This window comes from Moraxella sp. CTOTU48268, from assembly GCF_032069585.1.
GTDB classification, from domain to species: Bacteria; Pseudomonadota; Gammaproteobacteria; order Pseudomonadales; family Moraxellaceae; genus Faucicola; species Faucicola cinerea.
In genome coordinates this window covers 104,723-121,772 of the sequence record NZ_DAMALV010000005.1, presented here as the reverse complement: position 1 = coordinate 121,772, position 17,050 = coordinate 104,723, and the positions used below count along the sequence as shown (strand labels likewise).

General features: G+C 46.1%; 14 protein-coding genes. 7 read left to right on the top strand and 7 right to left on the bottom strand.

The window, feature by feature from the left end; all coding sequences use genetic code 11:
* Positions 1–15 precede the first annotated feature (15 nt).
* A complete protein-coding gene (locus tag RT143_RS03135; protein ID WP_313091089.1) occupies positions 16–1,875 on the top strand; it encodes a 3-hydroxyacyl-CoA dehydrogenase in 1,860 nt (619 codons plus the stop codon).
* 15 nt (positions 1,876–1,890) lie between these two features.
* Here the strand turns inward: RT143_RS03135 and RT143_RS03130 are convergent, their stop codons facing one another.
* Positions 1,891–3,003, bottom strand: coding sequence for an HlyD family secretion protein (locus RT143_RS03130; RefSeq protein ID WP_313091086.1), 1,113 nt, complete (start codon positions 3,001–3,003; stop codon positions 1,891–1,893).
* 117 nt (positions 3,004–3,120) lie between these two features.
* The gene (locus RT143_RS03125; RefSeq protein WP_313091084.1) at positions 3,121–4,770 is read right to left on the bottom strand and encodes an MFS transporter; all 1,650 of its coding nucleotides are present in this window, start codon (positions 4,768–4,770) and stop codon (positions 3,121–3,123) included.
* Between the two features lie 355 nt (positions 4,771–5,125).
* Between RT143_RS03125 and RT143_RS03120 the strand changes: the two genes are divergently transcribed.
* The gene (locus RT143_RS03120) at positions 5,126–6,370 is read left to right on the top strand and encodes an oxygenase MpaB family protein (RefSeq protein WP_313091083.1); all 1,245 of its coding nucleotides are present in this window, start codon (positions 5,126–5,128) and stop codon (positions 6,368–6,370) included.
* A 157-nt stretch (positions 6,371–6,527) separates the two neighbouring features.
* Here the strand turns inward: RT143_RS03120 and RT143_RS03115 are convergent, their stop codons facing one another.
* Together RT143_RS03115 and RT143_RS03110 are read right to left on the bottom strand one after the other, a co-directional pair.
* A complete protein-coding gene (locus RT143_RS03115) occupies positions 6,528–7,970 on the bottom strand; it encodes a coniferyl aldehyde dehydrogenase (RefSeq protein WP_313091081.1) in 1,443 nt (480 codons plus the stop codon).
* Between the two features lie 46 nt (positions 7,971–8,016).
* Complete coding sequence (locus RT143_RS03110; RefSeq protein ID WP_313091079.1) at positions 8,017–9,744, bottom strand: GMC oxidoreductase; 1,728 nt, start codon at positions 9,742–9,744, stop codon at positions 8,017–8,019.
* 264 nt (positions 9,745–10,008) lie between these two features.
* On the opposite strand from RT143_RS03110, the gene RT143_RS03105 reads away from it, so the two are divergent.
* Positions 10,009–10,668 carry a TetR/AcrR family transcriptional regulator gene (locus tag RT143_RS03105; RefSeq protein ID WP_313091078.1) on the top strand — a complete coding sequence of 220 codons (660 nt, stop codon included), beginning with the start codon at positions 10,009–10,011 and terminating at the stop codon, positions 10,666–10,668.
* Between the two features lie 8 nt (positions 10,669–10,676).
* Here the strand turns inward: RT143_RS03105 and RT143_RS03100 are convergent, their stop codons facing one another.
* Both RT143_RS03100 and RT143_RS03095 read right to left on the bottom strand, forming a co-directional pair.
* Positions 10,677–11,105 (bottom strand): DUF6691 family protein, encoded by a 429-nt coding sequence (locus tag RT143_RS03100; RefSeq protein ID WP_313091076.1) that lies wholly within the window; start codon positions 11,103–11,105, stop codon positions 10,677–10,679.
* Between the two features lie 23 nt (positions 11,106–11,128).
* Positions 11,129–11,563 (bottom strand): YeeE/YedE family protein, encoded by a 435-nt coding sequence (locus tag RT143_RS03095; protein ID WP_313091073.1) that lies wholly within the window; start codon positions 11,561–11,563, stop codon positions 11,129–11,131.
* A 206-nt stretch (positions 11,564–11,769) separates the two neighbouring features.
* Between RT143_RS03095 and RT143_RS03090 the strand changes: the two genes are divergently transcribed.
* The 4 genes from RT143_RS03090 to RT143_RS03075 all read left to right on the top strand — a co-directional run bounded on the left by RT143_RS03090 (position 11,770) and on the right by RT143_RS03075 (position 16,031).
* Positions 11,770–12,081, top strand: coding sequence for a YqfO family protein (locus RT143_RS03090; protein WP_138018521.1), 312 nt, complete (start codon positions 11,770–11,772; stop codon positions 12,079–12,081).
* Positions 12,082–12,274: 193 nt separating this feature from the next.
* Positions 12,275–13,549, top strand: coding sequence for a polyphosphate kinase 2 (ppk2, locus tag RT143_RS03085; RefSeq protein WP_409519681.1), 1,275 nt, complete (start codon positions 12,275–12,277; stop codon positions 13,547–13,549).
* Between the two features lie 286 nt (positions 13,550–13,835).
* Positions 13,836–15,152 (top strand): glutamate-1-semialdehyde 2,1-aminomutase, encoded by a 1,317-nt coding sequence (gene hemL, locus RT143_RS03080; protein WP_313091071.1) that lies wholly within the window; start codon positions 13,836–13,838, stop codon positions 15,150–15,152.
* 147 nt (positions 15,153–15,299) lie between these two features.
* Positions 15,300–16,031, top strand: coding sequence for an RluA family pseudouridine synthase (locus tag RT143_RS03075; RefSeq protein WP_313091069.1), 732 nt, complete (start codon positions 15,300–15,302; stop codon positions 16,029–16,031).
* A gap of 110 nt (positions 16,032–16,141) precedes the next feature.
* On the opposite strand, the gene RT143_RS03070 is transcribed toward RT143_RS03075, so the two are convergent.
* On the bottom strand, positions 16,142–17,041 hold the full coding sequence (locus RT143_RS03070) for an alpha/beta hydrolase family protein (RefSeq protein WP_313091067.1): 900 nt from the start codon (positions 17,039–17,041) through the stop codon (positions 16,142–16,144).
* Positions 17,042–17,050 lie beyond the last annotated feature (9 nt).

Sequence of the window (17,050 nt, the reverse complement as noted above, 5' to 3'; positions counted from 1 at the left end):
CGCTAGGAGCATAGTATGTCAGAATCGAATAACCTTTCTAACTTTAAAAACATAACAGTCGCAGGCAGTGGTGTTTTGGGCTATCAAATCGCCGTACAAGCGGCGTTTCATGGCTTTAAAGTCGTTGTGTATGATATCAATGACGAGGTGCTCAATAAAGCCAAAACCAAATTTGCCGATATCGCCAAACGTCATCAGGATGATTTGGGCGAGACAAGCGAACAAGCCAAACAGGCAGAGCAAAACTTGCGTTATAGCTCAGACTTAAGCGCCGCCTTAAAAGACGCAGACTTGTTGATTGAAGCGGTGCCCGAAGATGTCGCCATCAAAAAAGATTTTTATCAAAAAGCCTCAGCCGCCGCCCCCAAGAAAACCGTATTTGTCAGTAACTCATCTACCATGTTGCCCAGTGATTTGGTCAAATTTACCGACCGTCCTGCTAAGTTTTTGATGATGCATTTTGCCAATGAGATTTGGAAACGCAATCTTGCCGAAATTATGTCGCATGCTGATACTGACCCTAATGTATTTGATGCGGTGACCGCGTTTGCCAAACAAATCGGCATGGTGCCTATTATCGTCAACAAAGAAACCTCGGGCTATGTACTAAATTCACTACTCAATCCTTGGTTAAATGCAGGGATGCAGCTGTATATCCAAGGCATTGCTAACATTCAAACCATCGACAAAACTTGGATGCTTGGCACAGGCTCGCCGATGGGACCATTTGCTTTTTATGATATGCTTGGGCTGACTACCCCTTACAATATTTACAAACTTGCTGTGGCTAAGGGCAAACAACAAGACCAAGCGGTCGTTGATATGCTTAAAAAAGAGTATATCGAGCAACATAAACTGGGCGTACCAACGGGTGAAGGGTTTTATCAATACCCCAATCCCGCCTTTAAAAATCCTGATTTTTTAAAACCACCCAAAGCGGATTTATCCAAAGTACCCTATAAAAATATTACCGTGGCAGGCAGTGGCGTATTGGGCAACCAAATTGCGGTGCAATGTGCGTTTCATGGGTTTAACGTGACTATTTATGACATTAACGATGACGCGATTGCTAAGGCGAAAGCCCGCTTTACCGACCTTGCCAGTCAGCATCAGCATGACCTAGGTGAAACCGATACACAAGTGGCAGCAGCTAGCAAAAATTTAGCTTACACCACGGACTTGCATGAGGCGTTAAAAGATGCAGACCTATTGATTGAAGCGGTGCCAGAAAGCTTAGACATCAAAAAAGATTTTTATCAAAAAGCCTCAGCCGCCGCCCCTGCCAAAACCGTGTTTGCCAGTAACTCATCAACGCTATTGCCAAGCGTGTTATCGACCTTCACTAACCGTCCAGAAAAATTCTTGATGCTGCACTTTGCCAATCATATCCATATCCGTAATACGGTGGAGTTGATGGCGGCAGCAAGCTGTGACCCACAAGTCTATGCTGACGTCATCGAATTTGCCAAAGCCATTGCTATGTTACCGATAGCGGTGAAAAAAGAACAATCGGGCTATGTGCTTGATAGCTTATTGATTCCGTTATTGGTAGCGGGGTTAAAACTGTGGGCAAACGGGGTTGCCGATGCCGCAACCATTGATAAAACGTGGATGATAGCCACGGGTTCACCCTTTGGACCGATGGCGATTTTGGATAAAAATGGCATGAGAACCAACTACAACATCTTTAATGAACTGGCAAAAACGAACCCCTCCTTAAAGCAGCCCGCTGAAAAGCTCAAAGCAGAACTGGTCGATACCAACAAACTGGGTGAAGCCACGGGTGAGGGGTTCTATCAATATCCTAACCCAGCTTATTTAGCGAAAGATTTTTTAAGCTTATCTGACCAAACTGAGTTTGGTAGAGGAGAATAAACAAGGGTTAATTTGCTAACTTGATGTATCTACTGTTGCCACTACCGACATGCCTGGCATCAATTCATTCAGACGACTTTGGTTGCCATCGATGTCGATGCGTACAGAAATGCGCTGTACTACTTTGGTAAAATTCCCGGTGGCATTGTCGGTTTTAATGACACTAAATTCTGACCCTGTTGCGGGGGAGATGCTTTTGACTACCCCCGTAAATTTTTGTTTGCCTAGGGCATCCACAGTAAACCACGCTTTTTGCCCAATTTTCATTTTATCAATTTGGGTTTCTTTAAAATTGGCAATGACCCACATCGATTTTGGAATGAGGTAAACCAACTGCGTGCCTTGCGTCACCAGCTGACCGGTACGGATATTGATTTGCCCTAATTTACCCGAGATTGGGGCGGTGATTAAGCCATATTCTTGGTTGGTATTGGCTTGATTTAACTGTGCATTGGCGCTTTTAATCTGTGCCACCAAACCAATCTTTGCTACTTCTGCGGTCTTTTGACCTTCGCGGGCGACATCGACACTGGCTATTGCTTGGCTCATCAGTGCTTCATTGTTTTTAACCGCCGCTTTGGCAGTATCGACTTCATTTTGTGACACGGCGCCAACGCCGACCAAGGATTCTAGTCGTTTTAGCTGTTGGATAGACAATTCTAGCTGGGTTTTAACTTGTGCTACTTTTGCCTGCGCGGCTTTGACATCGGCTTTGCGCTGCTCGATGATTTGTTGCTGGTTGGCTAAATTAGTAGTCGCTTGTTCCAGTCCTGATTCGGCTTGTACCACTTGCTGTGAATAATTAGCACTGCTGACTTTAACTAACGGCTGACCTTGTTTGACGTCCTCAAAATCGGTAACGTAGACTTTTTCGATATAACCATTAATTTGTGCCGACAATAGGGTGATATTGCCTTTGACATAACTATTTTCAGTCTGTTGCAGTGGCGTATTAAACGGACCCAAATGCCATGCCCATAAAATCACCCCAACACCGAGCAAAAAAACCACCAACATGATAATTAAGGTAATCGGTCTAGGGTTGATAATCTTTTCAGGCGCCTGTGTGGGTTTATTATCGCTGTCATCAGCTGGCGCATCATTTTGGGTTTTTGCTTCACTACTCATAAGTTGGGTTTTCCGTAAGCATTTTATTGATGATTAAATTTTATTTATCATTAAACAGTTATCTAAAAACAGTTATCTAATTGGGTCGCCTTGTTATACCCATCTAGCGTATCCAGTCTATGTTTGCTTAATTGCTGCTTTTTGCCGATTTTCAATATATTTTTTGCGCGCAATATTAATCATACCCCAAGCAAATAAAAACGTGGCAATGTAACTGTTGACAGTAATGATATCGCCATACGCTTTAATCTGCGCTTCTCGCGTGACAATTTGGTTGAGGGATTGTTGGGCTTGTTGCTGCGACAAATTGCTGTCGGTGATGACGGGTTTAAACCCTGCTTGGTATTGTTGAAGCCGCTGGGTTACCGTGGCATCTGTCGATTGCATTTGCTGCAAAATACTTTGTTTATGATACTGGGTGCGCTGCTGTTGCAGGGTGCTATAAAAAGCCGAGCCTACCAGCCCGCCAAAGTTTTGGGTAGCCCCAAACAATATGATAAAGGTGATGACATGATTGACGCTTTGTCGTAGCGTCAGCCCAAATCCCATCAATACCAATGGACCCATAAACAGTGAGCCTGCAAACGCGACTGCAAATTGACTGAGATAAAAATTTTGGGGTCGTACTTCACTGGTGAGCATATTGGCATCATACACACTGGCAATCGCTACGAGCAAAGTCGCTACCACCATCGGCGGAATCAAATGATCACGTGAAAAGGTCAGTGCGCTGACTATCAAACCTGCCAACATACCAAAAAATATGACCGTATAAAAACCCACAAACTGGTCGGACATGAGACCTTGGGATTTTAAAAAATTCACCACCGCGTAGCTTTGCTCAGACATAATCAAACGCAGTAAAAAAGCGCCTATTACAAAACGCCATAACGCAAAACTCCCCAGCCAGCGGGTCATAATCAAAGGATTTTTGCGGTAATGCTCAAAGAAAAAGCCTGACATCAACAGCGCCAACGCGCCAATGAGCATATACGCCAATAAGGGTGAGTCCCACCATAAAATAGGCCCTTGTACCAACACCCCACACAGTAACCCAAAACCGGGCGCCAATAACAAAAAGGTGAGAATGTCTTTCTTTTCATACACTTCGATACGTAAACTTCGTGGCAACTTGACGGCGACCACCATCGCAAAACAACACAGCGCCAAACCAAACTCAAAGGTGTAAAGCCGAGTCCAGTCGTTCACATTGACCAAATAAGGCGACATTATCCAAGCCAACGGAATCGCCAGCGCACTGACCCCAAAACCAATATACAAACCTTGCAGGCGATACTGACTACTAAAGGCTTGCATCACATAATAAAGTCCAAGTGAGGATAACGGCGCGGCGACAAAGCCTCCTATCGCCCTGACCAATAAAGCCATCGGATAGTTTTGCACAAATATATGGATAAACATCACCAGCATGAACATCAGTAGGGATATTTCAGAAAACCAGCGTAATCCAAATTGTTGACGCGCTTTAAACAGCAGCAGGTTGGCGCTGACATTTGCCATCACATACACAGCAGGTATCCAAGCCACTTGTGAGGGTGTCAATGCATATTCGCCTTGGATTTGCGGTAGATTGGCGGTAATAATGCCGTTGCCCAAGCCACCACAAATTGCAATAAAAACGCCGATGACAAAGTACAATATGCTTTTTGATCGAGAGTGAGCAATACTCGGCGGGGAACCGGGTAACGCGGGTTTTTCATCCTCGGTCCAATTGGGTGGCGTTTCTAAGATTCTAGGTGATTTCAAAGGATAGCTCGATTTTGATACTGTTAAGACAAGAGATGTTGGCTATAGTGTAATCAAAAATAGGCTTAGCGTCAGCGACAAAATAGTTCTATAAATGTGAAATTATACATATTACATGGACTAGCGCTATGCTAGTCATCATTACCCAACCCGTCATTATCCAACCAAGCATTATCCCACAGGTCATTGAAGCCCATCAGGCAAGCTACGGTCAAATCCATCTAGTAAATACACTCAGTCGCTTAAGGTCTAACATTTTTAAACAAAAAAATTCGATTTTTTTGGCGCATAAGTGTTTTTTAGTTGCCAAAATGCGCTAGGCTATCCATTCATTCATCACTGATTTATCACTGCTATGAACCCGCTTTATCAAACCGATTTGCCAACATTGGGGCGCAATACTGACATTGACCACCATGCTGATTTACAAGTGTTGCAGCGTATCAAACGATTTTTATTGCCCCGTGATTTTGAGGTGTCAAAGGATTTATTGCAACAGATGCAGCAGGGGTATGGTGTCGCAGATCAGCCTGTCGATGCGCTGTTATCCAGCGGTATCAAATTTGCCAAACCCCTGCAGCAATTGATTTTGCATGAGCAAGGGATAGCGCAAACAAGTAATGTATCGGCAGCCAAAGCGTTATTGCAACAGCCAGCGTTTGAGACGCTGTATCAGCAGTTTTGCCAATATCCAAGTTGGTATGATGCCAAGCTTGCCGAGATTGGCGCAATTGCCTATCGGCGCTATCCGTTGATGCTGATTTGGTTACTGCGTAATGTCGCGCTAATGGCAGGGTATAGTATCCCTGCGCTGTCATTGCCACTTATCAAAACAGGGGCGTTAGTGCATGATGCATTGCCGAGGCTCATGCGAACCTATGCCTATATTTTGGCAGTGTCTGAGTACCCAGCGATTAGCCGCAACCAGCAACCCCCATTGGCAATTGGCACAGAAGGCTGGCGACAAAGTCTACAAGTGCGTCAGATACACGGTCTGGTACGACAACAATTATGCCGCCATGATTGGGACAGTGGCTACTGGGGGTTACCCATCAACCAAACTGACATGGTGGCTACCCACTTGCAGTTTTCGCTACTCATTATGCGCGGACTAAAATTACTGGGGGCAAGAATCAGCGCTGAAGAATCACAAGGCATCATGCACTTATGGCAACTGGCAAGTTGGTGGATGGGAATTGAGCTGGCACGCATTCCTGAAGATGAAACCGAGGCGTGGGCATGGCTTTATAGCTATTTGGCAACCCAGCAATTAGATTTTGAATTTGGTAAACCTCTCGCCAAAGCGCTGCATGATTTACCCTCGCAAATTATGGGTGAAGATAACAGACGTGGACAGCTGGTTGAGCGGGTCAATGCCAGTGTCACACGTACTTTAGTGGGTGATGATATTGGCGATGGCTTGGGACTGCCTAGCCCAAAATGGCGCTATGGCGTGCTTGTCAGTGTGCCGATTCTGTTTGGGCTTGATACCGCACGAGCGCACAATGCGGCTATTGCCAAAAGATTGGAGCAATTTCGCGCCAAACGCCAAGATAACATGAACTGGTGGCTCAAAAAGCACGACAACTATTACCAATGAGCTAGCACATACCAATCAACTAGCACATACCAATCAACTAGCACATACGACGTTACTAATTTACAAGAGCGACAGTAAAGGTTATCTAGGCAAGGTCGTCTATGCTGGGTTATCTAGGCAATGTTATCCATACAAGCTTCTCTAAGCATTGCAAACACTAGGCTTTTAATATCACCTTCATCATGTTCCAAAAGGTCTTGCCATACGGTGGTTGAAGCAAATGCGCGAAATTAAGGTGACTTTGTTTAAACACCGCTTTTGGATGAGAGAAGGTGTCAAAGCTATATTTGCCGTGGTAACGCCCCATCCCTGATGCCCCAACACCGCCAAACGGCAGATTTTGCTGAGCAATGTGAAAAATCGTTTCGTTAATACACGCGCCGCCACTCACTGTATGCGCGAGCACGTAGTCGGTGTCGGCTTTGTCCTCGCCAAACACATATAGCGCCAGTGGGCGGTCACGCTCATTCACATACGCCACTGCCTGCGTCAAGTCTTGGTAGGACACCAGTGGCAATACAGGGGCAAAAATCTCCTCTGTCAGCAGTTTAGCATCGCTGGGTAAATCGGTGACAATCATCGGCGGGAAAAATCCAGTCTCGATATTCACTTCATAATCGGTCAGTGGAATGAGGGTGGCACCGCGCTGTTTGGCTTCATCAAGATAACCTTGCACGCGGCTGGCTTGTTTAGGGTTGATGACAAAGCTATAGTCAGGGTTGTCTGCAAGATTGGGGTAGTGGGCGTCAAGCCATGCGGTTGATTGTTCAATAAAGGCGTTTTTCTTATCCGCCTGCATCAACACATAATCAGGCGCAATACAGGTTTGCCCTGCGTTCATGGTTTTGCCTGTCCATACGCGGTTGACAGTTTTTGCCACATCAGCGCTCGGTGTCATCACGACAGGGGATTTGCCGCCCAGCTCAAGGGTGACAGGGGTCAAATTCTGGGCAGCGGCTTTCATGATATGTTTGCCCACTGCGGTAGAGCCGGTAAAAAACAAATGGTCAAACGGTAATTGGCTAAAGGCTTGCGCGACTTCGACACCCCCTGTAATCAAAGTCACTTCGTCTGCGGCAAAATACTTGGGTAACGCATTAGCCAGCCACTGCTCAAAATTCGGTGACGCTTCTGAGACTTTGAGCATCGCACGATTGCCTGCCACCAATGCGGCAGCCAGTGGCGCAATTACCAAATACAACGGATAATTCCAAGGTGCGATAATGCCTACGAGCCCTAACGGCTGTGGCTGGATATAGCTACGAGCGGGCAAAAACCAAATCCCAGTTTTGACCGGCTGTTTGGCAGACCAAGCCTTGCCATGTTTTTGTGTATAACGAATGGCTTCAAGCGTTGGGAACAGTTCAAGCATAGTGGTTTCAGCCGCTGGGCGTTGTCCAAAGTCGGCATGAATAGCGGTGATAATCTCGCTTTGGTTATCCATCACCAGCTGTTCTAGCTTTTTTAGCCACGCACTACGAATTGACCAATCAACATATTGGTCTTGGCGGCTAGCTGTCCGCATGATGTCGAACTGCTGCTGCATGGTATTGATAGTTGCATCCGAATTAGTTGAATCTGAGTTGTCTTGAGGTGTCATGTGTATTATCCCAATCATTTAGTTAAATTTTAACTCAACATAGCAGTTAAGCCGGTATCTTGCTAGCATCTTTTTGCACGAGCGTCACGTTTTGCCTGGTGGTATCCGCAGCATGCAGTAACTGGGTTGCTTTGGGCGGAATATGGCTCATAGCATGCTCTGTCAACGCCGTTATGGTGAGGCTTGGGTTGACGCCCAAGTTGGTCGAGATATTGCCGCCATCGCAGACATAAAACCCTTGATAATTAAACAATCGGTGGTACTTATCGACCACGCCATCTGCTGCTGAGTTACCCAGCGAAATCCCACCCATACAATGCGCGGTGGTTGGGATGTTCAAAAATACTTCCGACAACACGCCATAACCAATTCCTCCCATTTGGGTTGCCGTCTGCTCGGCAAACGCGCTCGCTTCTGGGATAAAGGCAGGGATGGCAGGCCCATAGGTTTGCATCTGGTAGCGACTACCCAACCAAGCCCGCCACCACGGGCTTTTTTGATAGCGCATTTCAAGCGCATACGGCGTGCTTTGCATACATAGCAAGATAAGGCTTTGTTTTGCCATATTATGCGGTCGAAATGCACGCCACGCCTGACGGGGCTTGACGATAAACTGCACTATAAAACACCATAACCAAGCCAATAGCGAGATTTTTTTGCCGTTTTTATAATTACTTAACGTCGCCAAAAAGGAGGCAATATTAAAACCTTCAGGATAACGTGTCGCCTCAATGTGTGTGCCATCGCCCAAATAAATCCCAGAGCCAATAGCCACGCCATCGCTCATGGCGCCATGTTGGTCATCCAAAAATCGCACGCCTAGCAAAGATTCAGCATTGGTATAGATACGCTTGCCAAGATAAGGGGAAATATGGGGCATATTGCCTTTATGGCGCTGCTCAAACAGCAGTTTCTGGCTACCGAGGCTGGAGGCTGACAGCACAATTTGTTGGGTAGTAATTTGATACTTGCCTTTATCCGCTGATTGCAGCGTCACCCGATAGCCTTGTGAACCGTTTTGATAGGCAGGGTCGCTTGGCGATTTGCTAGCATCGGCTATCGGTACTATATCCGTGACTTTGGTTTCAGCGAGCAGGGTAGCGCCATTTTTTTGGGCAAAATACAGGTAGTTTTTATCTAGGGTGTTTTTGGCGCCATAACGGCAGCCTACCATACAGCCACCACAGCCTATACAAGGACTGCGCTTAGGACCTGCGCCGCCAAAATACGGGTCACCATTGACAGAGGGGTGAGCATACTTGTCATGTTCACTAAAGTAGGCGCCCACATCGGTGAGATAAAAACTATCGCCCACGCCACTCAGGTTTGCCATTTTTTGTAGCATCAAATCTGCATTGCCGATTTTTTTGTTTTGGCTCACGCCTAGCATCCGTTTGGCGGTCTCATAATGTTGTGGCATCACCGCTTGCCAGTCGTGAAGTCCTGCCCAGCTACCTTGTTGCCAGATTTTGTCTTCTGGTTGTAATAAGGTGTTGGCATAAGTGATTGAGCCACCGCCCACCGCATTACCGTGCAACACCATAACATGCTTAAATAGCTGAAGCGAAAAAAAACCTTTGTACTTGAGCGCAGGCAACCACAAAAATTGCTTGATATCGCGCACGGTTTTGGGCATGGTTTCAGGAGAAATATGCTTGCCTTGCTCCGCGATAATCACGCGATAGCCTTTTTCGGTCAGTCGCATCGCTGAGACGCTACCGCCAAAGCCTGAGCCGATGATCAAAAAATCCGTATCAAATGATTGACCTTCCATGTATCGCTTTCCCCTTATTTTCCTTAATAGTTGTCCTTAATAGTTATCTTGAATAGTTGTCCTTATAGCTGACCTGCCGCGGGCTACTTTGCAGTGACTTTTTGGCTGTATCTGTCTTTGTATAACAGCGGTTTACCGCTAAACTGTTCAACCCGCTACCTGATTAGGGTATACTAATTTTTCAGCAGGTTGCTGCAACTGTGACATTTGGGTTTGTTTTGTTTTGATAAATTAAGTAAAGGATTGAGTTGAAAGGATTAACGCGTGCCAAAGCCAACCTTCACACCGCTTCCATCGCCCACGGGTACGAGTATTGAGTCGAGTTTGAGTGATTTTGGACAGCAGGCGCATATCATGGGCAATGCCAACACCGTGGTCAGACGTTCGCTCGCCATAGCGCTGCTCAAATTCATGGAATCCACCCCATTTGCTGATATCAGCGTCACCGAGCTGACCCAAAAGGCGGGCGTGAGTCGCATGGGCTATTACCGCAATTACGATAGCAAACTTGCGCTACTCAAAGACTATTTGGCGCAGATTGAGCATGATTTTCCTTTTATCGACTTGACGGCGGCAAGCGAGTCCGAGTTTTATGCATTTTTGGTACGCGTGTTTGACTATCTGAGCAAGTTTGAGTTATCAACCAAGATTTTGCTCAATCAAGGCTTTGAAGGGCTGATTTTAGACACCCTCCTTAATAGCAAAATTTTTGTCGAATACCGCAAAAAGCAGGCATTGACTTGCCAAGCTATGACAGCGCCACAGGATAAAAGCGGGGAGTACAATCTGGTATTTGCCTCAGGAATGCTGTATCACACCTATATTCATTGGGTGCGGCAAGGGCAAACAGAAACGCCACAGCAACTAGCAAGCTGGCTCATGGCGGGTGGGTTTTATCGGTTATTTCACCCTACTGATGACTGAACTGATGACTAAGCAGATTGGGTTTTATCAAACGCTATCACCATCCCCATACCCACTAGCATGGCGACAAAAAACACCACCCCTTGCCAGATGCCCATGCCCATGAGCACCACCGCAGGGGCAGGGCAGATACCAGCGATGCCCCAACCGACACCAAATATCATCGACCCAATCGCCAAGCGCTTATCAATACCGCGGCGAATCGGTGGGAATGGCGCACCCGATAGACTGGTCTTTTTTAAGCGACTTAAGTTAAAACCGATGGTCGCGACAATGAGCGCGCCAACCATCACAAACATCAATGCAGGATTCCAATCGCCTGCAAGATCAAGAAAGCTTTGCACGGTTTTTGGGTTTGCCATATCACTGACAATCAAGCCTGTACCAAAAACCAACCCACAGATAGCACTGATCAATAACACAATTTCTTTTCGCATGATAGATGTCCCTAACGTCTCAATTAAATCAATGACAACAAATGACGACCGATAAACACCGTCACAAACCCTGCGGACATAAAGACAATGGTTGCCACCAATGAGCGGGGTGAAAAGCGCGCATTGCCACAGATACCATGACCACTGGTACACCCTGAGCCCATCCGCGTACCCACACCGACCAATAACCCTGCGATGACATAAAGCCAAGGCGATGATGACACCGTGATGGTTGGCAAACCAAATAACCGACCAACAACCCAAGGCGATACCAGCAAGCCCACAAAAAACGCCAATTGCCAAGCAAAATCGGGTGAGTTTGGCTGCCAAAGACTGGCGACAATGCCACTGATGCCAGCAATCTTGGCAATACTCCACCAAAGCATAACCGCAGAGAGCCCAATCAACATGCCACCCACCAATGGATGACTATAATCTGCAATAGAAAATAACAACATACGCCACCTGAATAAGACACTTGAGATTTTCGTAATAATATACATTATAAAATATTATATAATGTATAGCTAGTTTAAGGGATAATTTTTTTGGTAAGCGGATTTAACGATAGGGGGACAAAACGGATTACTAAATGGCTTTTTGCAAAAAAAATATGCTAGATTAAGGCAAGTACCTAATAATGACAGGGATGAAAAAACCAATCATGTATAAACTCACCACATACATACCGACCGATTATCTAGAGGCTGTAAAGCAAGCCTTGTTTGACGCAGGGGCAGGGCAGATTGGCAATTATCAGTATTGCTGTTGGCAGGTGTTGGGTACAGGACAGTTTATGCCATTGGCAGGCAATCAAGCCTTTATTGGTACCACCAATCAATTACAAACAATCGAAGAATGGCGAGTCGAGATGGTGGTTGCAGATGAGCGCATCAAAGCGGTGGTGCAAGCCTTAAAACAGGCACACCCGTATGAAACCCCCGCTTATGATGTGCTAAAGCTTGAAGATATTTAGTCATCCAGTTTATCCTCACCCGATGACTAATTCCCTTATATACCTAATGCTATTAAACGCCTTTTTTGACTCGACTACAAGTGAAAAGTATGACCAGAATATAGGGCAAAAAGCGATTGTGGCTTGGTTTTAAATGGTCTATAGTCAATAGTAAATAATTTGTTACACTTTACTTCAACCCATCAGCCGACCATTGAATTTAAGGAGTGAGACATGGCAAATCCCCCCCAATAGCACAGCGACAAATAGCGCCAAAACTGACAATGCCAAAACGGATAAAGCGAAGCCCCAAAAGTCGCAGCCTGCCAAGACCCTAGCTGTAAAGACCCCAGCGCGCCGCAGCACTAAAACACCAGCGACCGAGCGTATTGACCAACCTTATGAGACCGACCCCACAGTGTTGCTTGAGCAGTCGCAGCAAGCAGGGGTGAGTGAAAAAGCCAATGCCAAAAAACGCGCCATCGAAAGCATCATGAATAAAGACCTAACCACAGGCAATGTCGAGAAAATGGCAGAGCACTTGCAAGCGCTGATCAATGGTATGTCCAATGATGAAATCAACGAAGTCAAAAAACTATTTGGCAGCCAAACCACCACCGTGCAAAGCAAAATCAACAAAGACGATGAATTGGCGGACAACTGGCGTGAAGGCGGTTATCCCTACAAAAACCGTATGTCACGCAAAAACTATGAAGCCCAAAAATATGAGTTACAAGTTGAACTATTAAAACTGCAAAAATGGGTCAAAGATAGCGGGCAGAAAATTGTCATTATCTTTGAAGGTCGTGATGCCGCAGGTAAGGGCGGTACCATCAAACGCTTTATGGAACACTTAAACCCGCGCGGTGCCAAAGTCGTCGCCCTTGAAAAACCCACCGAGCAAGAAGCGGGTCAATGGTACTTTCAGCGTTATGTCCAGCATCTACCGACCAAGGGCGAAATCGTGCTATTTGACCGTTCATGGTATAACCGTGCTGGCGTCGAGCGTGTCATGGGTTTTTGTACCGAAGAACAATACAATGACTTTATGCGCCAAGTCCCAGAATTTGAAAAACATCTGATTAGCTCAGGTATTCATTTAATCAAATTCTGGTTCTCAGTCAGTCGTGAAGAGCAGCGCCGCCGTTTTGCCGAGCGTGAAGCGCATCCGCTCAAGCAATGGAAACTGTCACCCATTGATAAAGCGTCACTCGACAAATGGGATGATTACACCCTTGCCAAAGAAACCATGTTCTTTAACACGGACAGTGCAGAATCGCCTTGGATTGTCATCAAGTCCACCGATAAAAAACGCGCGCGTTTGAATGCCATGCGCTATGTATTAAGCAAACTACCTTACGACAATAAAGACCCTAAAGTCGTGGGAACAGTTGACCCATTGATTGTGGGTCGTGCCGGGGCTTTATATGAAAAAGGTGAATATAACGAATTGGCAGTACCCAATATCTCATTCAATCACCACAAATAATTGCTCAGCAAACTGATGCGATAAACAACACAACAACCCCAGTGTATGGCATTGGGGTTTTTTAGCGTTAAAGATAGCAGCAAGTAGTTCGCTACCATTGCTGCCAAACCATTACTGCCAAAAGGTAGGAACATATCAAAAAAGCCAAAACCACATTTTTTTATCAACGAGCCCTTATTTTTCGCCAACCAAAGTCAAGCCAGCCAAATTCAAGATAGACGGCAAGCGTATTCAATACCCCCGAATTTTGTTAAAATAGGCAAAAATTTATCTAGCTGAGAGCCCCATGAATTCAAATAACTCACATAACACGACAACCAACCAATTACTGTTTAAACAAGCCAAAGCCCATATCCCTGGTGGCGTGAATTCACCTGTGCGGGCATTTGCAGGCGTGGGGGGTACGCCTGTCTTTATCAGCCGCGCCCGTGGCAGTAAAATGTATGATACCGAAGGCAAACCCTACATAGATTATGTAGGCTCATGGGGACCGATGATTTTGGGTCATGCGCACCCCCATATTATTGAAGCGGTCAAAAATGCGGCAGATGATGGGTTAAGCTTTGGTGCGCCCACCACGTTTGAGACCACGGTGGCGGACAAAATCTGCGAATTGATTCCCAGTGTTGAATTAATCCGTATGACCAGCTCAGGCACTGAAGCCACCATGTCCGCCATTCGTCTAGCACGTGGCTATACAGGGCGCGACAAAATTGTCAAATTTGAAGGCTGTTATCACGGTCATAGCGACAGTCTACTGGTCAAAGCGGGTTCGGGCATGCTAGATATCGGTGAACCAAGCTCAAAAGGCGTCCCTGCCGATTTTGCCAAACATACCATCACCATTCGTTACAACGACCCACAAGCCATCAAGGACTGCTTTGCGCAATTTGGCAATGACATTGCTTGTGTGATTGTCGAGCCTATCGCCGGCAACATGAACATGATTGTACCCACGCAAGAATTTCACGATACCTTGCGTGCTGAGTGTACCGCGCATGGCGCTGTGCTAATTTTTGATGAAGTGATGACTGGGTTTAGGGTTGGCTTACAGTCAGCGCAAGCCCATTTTGGTATCACACCAGACTTGACCACGTTTGGTAAAATCATCGGTGCAGGTCTGCCAGTCGGGGCGTTTGGTGGTAAACGTGAGATTATGGAATGTATCGCGCCGTTAGGCGGCGTGTATCAAGCAGGCACCTTATCAGGCAATCCACTAGCGATGCGTGCCGGTATTGCCATGTTTGATTTGCTCACGGCTGAGGGTTTTTATGACGCATTAAGCGAAAAAGTCGTTTATTTGACGGATAATCTTGAACAGTTGGCGAAGGATGCGGGTATTGGCTTTAAAACCACGCGCTGTGGCGGTATGTTTGGGATGTTCTTTACTGATAGCGGTACATTGCCACAAAACTTTGAAGAGGTGTGTCAATGCGATGCGCAAAAATTTGCGACCTTCTTTCACGGTATGCTCGATCGCGGTGTGTATCTTGCGCCATCCGCCTTTGAGGCAGCCTTTATAAGTAGTGAGCATTCACAAGAAGACTTGGACGCGACCTTGCAAGCGGCAAAAGAAGTCTTTGCGATAATGGCGAAAGCGTAACAGTTGTACATAAAAAATCTGCCAAAGGATTTTCAATTGCGTTTGGACAGTTGCCTTTGGCAAAGTTTGCCAAAGGTCAAAGCGCAAATAGTGATTTAAATACTATCAATTTTCGATCAAATAGATTTTAGAGAATAAAAACCACCCATGCGACAACTCCCCCAAGCGTTAACCCCAGAATCCATTGCACAGCGTAATCTTGAAGAAAGTCAGCAGCCGCAGTCATTCTTTGACGACTTTGCCAAATCAGTTACCTTGTATCGTGATGACGATATTTGGGTCATCGACAAACCGCACGGGCTGTTATCGGTGGATGGTAAAGAACTCAAAGTAAGCTTGCAATCGCGTTTGCTCAAAGCCGACCCCAACGTCAAACTTATTCACAGACTTGATATGGACACCTCAGGCATTATTATTTTTGCGCGCCATAGCGAGGCACAAACCCATATCAGCAAACAATTTATCGAGCGTATTCCGAGCAAAGAATACCAAGCGCTGGTCTGGGGAACGCCGCCGCAGCAAGGCGAGATCGATGTGCCGGTGCGTTACGATCCATCACAAAAACCCAAGCATATCGTCGATATGAATTGGGATAAACGCGCTTATACGAAATATGAAACCTTGCACCACGAACTGCGTGAGAGTAAGGCGGTTAGCCGTGTCGCCTTGTATCCTGTAACAGGGCGCAGTCATCAACTACGCGTGCATATGCTGCATATCGGACATGTGATGCTTGGCGACCCCATCTACGCGCAAGATGTATTAGACGGTCAAGCGTTTGATTTATCGCCTAGGCTTTGCTTACATGCACGCAAATTACGTTTAAAACATCCCAACACGGGTATGTGGATGGAATGGGAAAGCCCCGTGCCGTTTTAACTGCGTGGGTTATTAGCAATCTATCTTTTAAAATTATAGGGTTTAGAGTAATGTTTTCATCCTACTGTTAGCAGCAAAAAAGGGGCATAATCACCATGCCCTTTGTTTAATTACCCATGTTGGTGCAACCAATCAAGGGTTTGCTGCCAGAGCAGTTGGTTTTGTCGGCTAAAAAACTTCATGTGCCCGATATGCTGTAAGCCATAATCTTTGGGTTTTAGCGTTTTGGTGGTGGCTTGCATGTTGGGAAACACCCGAATCATATCGGCGACATTCTTATCATTGGCGATATCATCATCGGGCGCATTGAGCCACAGTGCCGGTAATTTGACGTCATCATAGTAGTGTTTTTTTACGGTTTTACCGAAGGCGGTTTTGATATAGCCTGCGCCATTGCACCAATCTCGCCACTGTTTGGCGACATTTTTGGGCAAATCTTCGCCCATGCCAATTTTGCTTGATTGGGTATAGCCAAACAACACATTGGACACGGGAATAAATACATCCATAAACCACATGGCTTTGGCACGATACGGCATCGCCATATTGCGGATTTGCCCAGACGAACAGGCAACGTTAAACACGGATGTGAGCTTGTGATGATTGGGCATCAAACCAAATAATTGACCGCCCGCGCTATGACCGACCAGATGATAGGTGGTGTTGGGAAACTCTTGAATCAGCCTATCAAGCACCGCAGTCATATCGTAGCGCCCCCAACTAATCAGTGACGCATTAGAATGCTTGAGGTCGCCTTGCATCGACTCGCCAATATCTTCATTGTCATAGCTAATGACGCCATAGCCATGCTCCATTAAATACTGCGCAAAATTTTGATAAAACTGGCGTTTTATACCTGTTGCGGGCGCAATCATCACGGCGGCTTTAACCGTATCGGGTCGAAACACAGTCGCCGCAAGTGTGGCAGGGTGTTTGGTGGCTATTTGAATGGTTTGCTGCGTAGGGTGTGAGGCTAATGCTGACGGTGTTTTTAGATTTAGGTTCGACATGACTGTTAT

Bases quoted from the DNA above. Each gene is read 5' to 3' on its own strand.
- RT143_RS03135 (WP_313091089.1), top strand. From the start codon at position 16: ATGTCAGAATCGAATAACCTTTCTAACTTTAAAAACATAACAGTCGCA.
- RT143_RS03130 (WP_313091086.1), bottom strand. From the start codon at position 3,003: ATGAGTAGTGAAGCAAAAACCCAAAATGATGCGCCAGCTGATGACAGC.
- RT143_RS03120 (WP_313091083.1), top strand. From the start codon at position 5,126: ATGAACCCGCTTTATCAAACCGATTTGCCAACATTGGGGCGCAATACT.
- RT143_RS03115 (WP_313091081.1), bottom strand. From the start codon at position 7,970: ATGACACCTCAAGACAACTCAGATTCAACTAATTCGGATGCAACTATC.
- RT143_RS03110 (WP_313091079.1), bottom strand. From the start codon at position 9,744: ATGGAAGGTCAATCATTTGATACGGATTTTTTGATCATCGGCTCAGGC.
- RT143_RS03100 (WP_313091076.1), bottom strand. From the start codon at position 11,105: ATGCGAAAAGAAATTGTGTTATTGATCAGTGCTATCTGTGGGTTGGTT.
- RT143_RS03095 (WP_313091073.1), bottom strand. From the start codon at position 11,563: ATGTTGTTATTTTCTATTGCAGATTATAGTCATCCATTGGTGGGTGGC.
- RT143_RS03090 (WP_138018521.1), top strand. From the start codon at position 11,770: ATGTATAAACTCACCACATACATACCGACCGATTATCTAGAGGCTGTA.
- hemL (WP_313091071.1), top strand. From the start codon at position 13,836: ATGAATTCAAATAACTCACATAACACGACAACCAACCAATTACTGTTT.
- RT143_RS03075 (WP_313091069.1), top strand. From the start codon at position 15,300: ATGCGACAACTCCCCCAAGCGTTAACCCCAGAATCCATTGCACAGCGT.
- RT143_RS03070 (WP_313091067.1), bottom strand. From the start codon at position 17,041: ATGTCGAACCTAAATCTAAAAACACCGTCAGCATTAGCCTCACACCCT.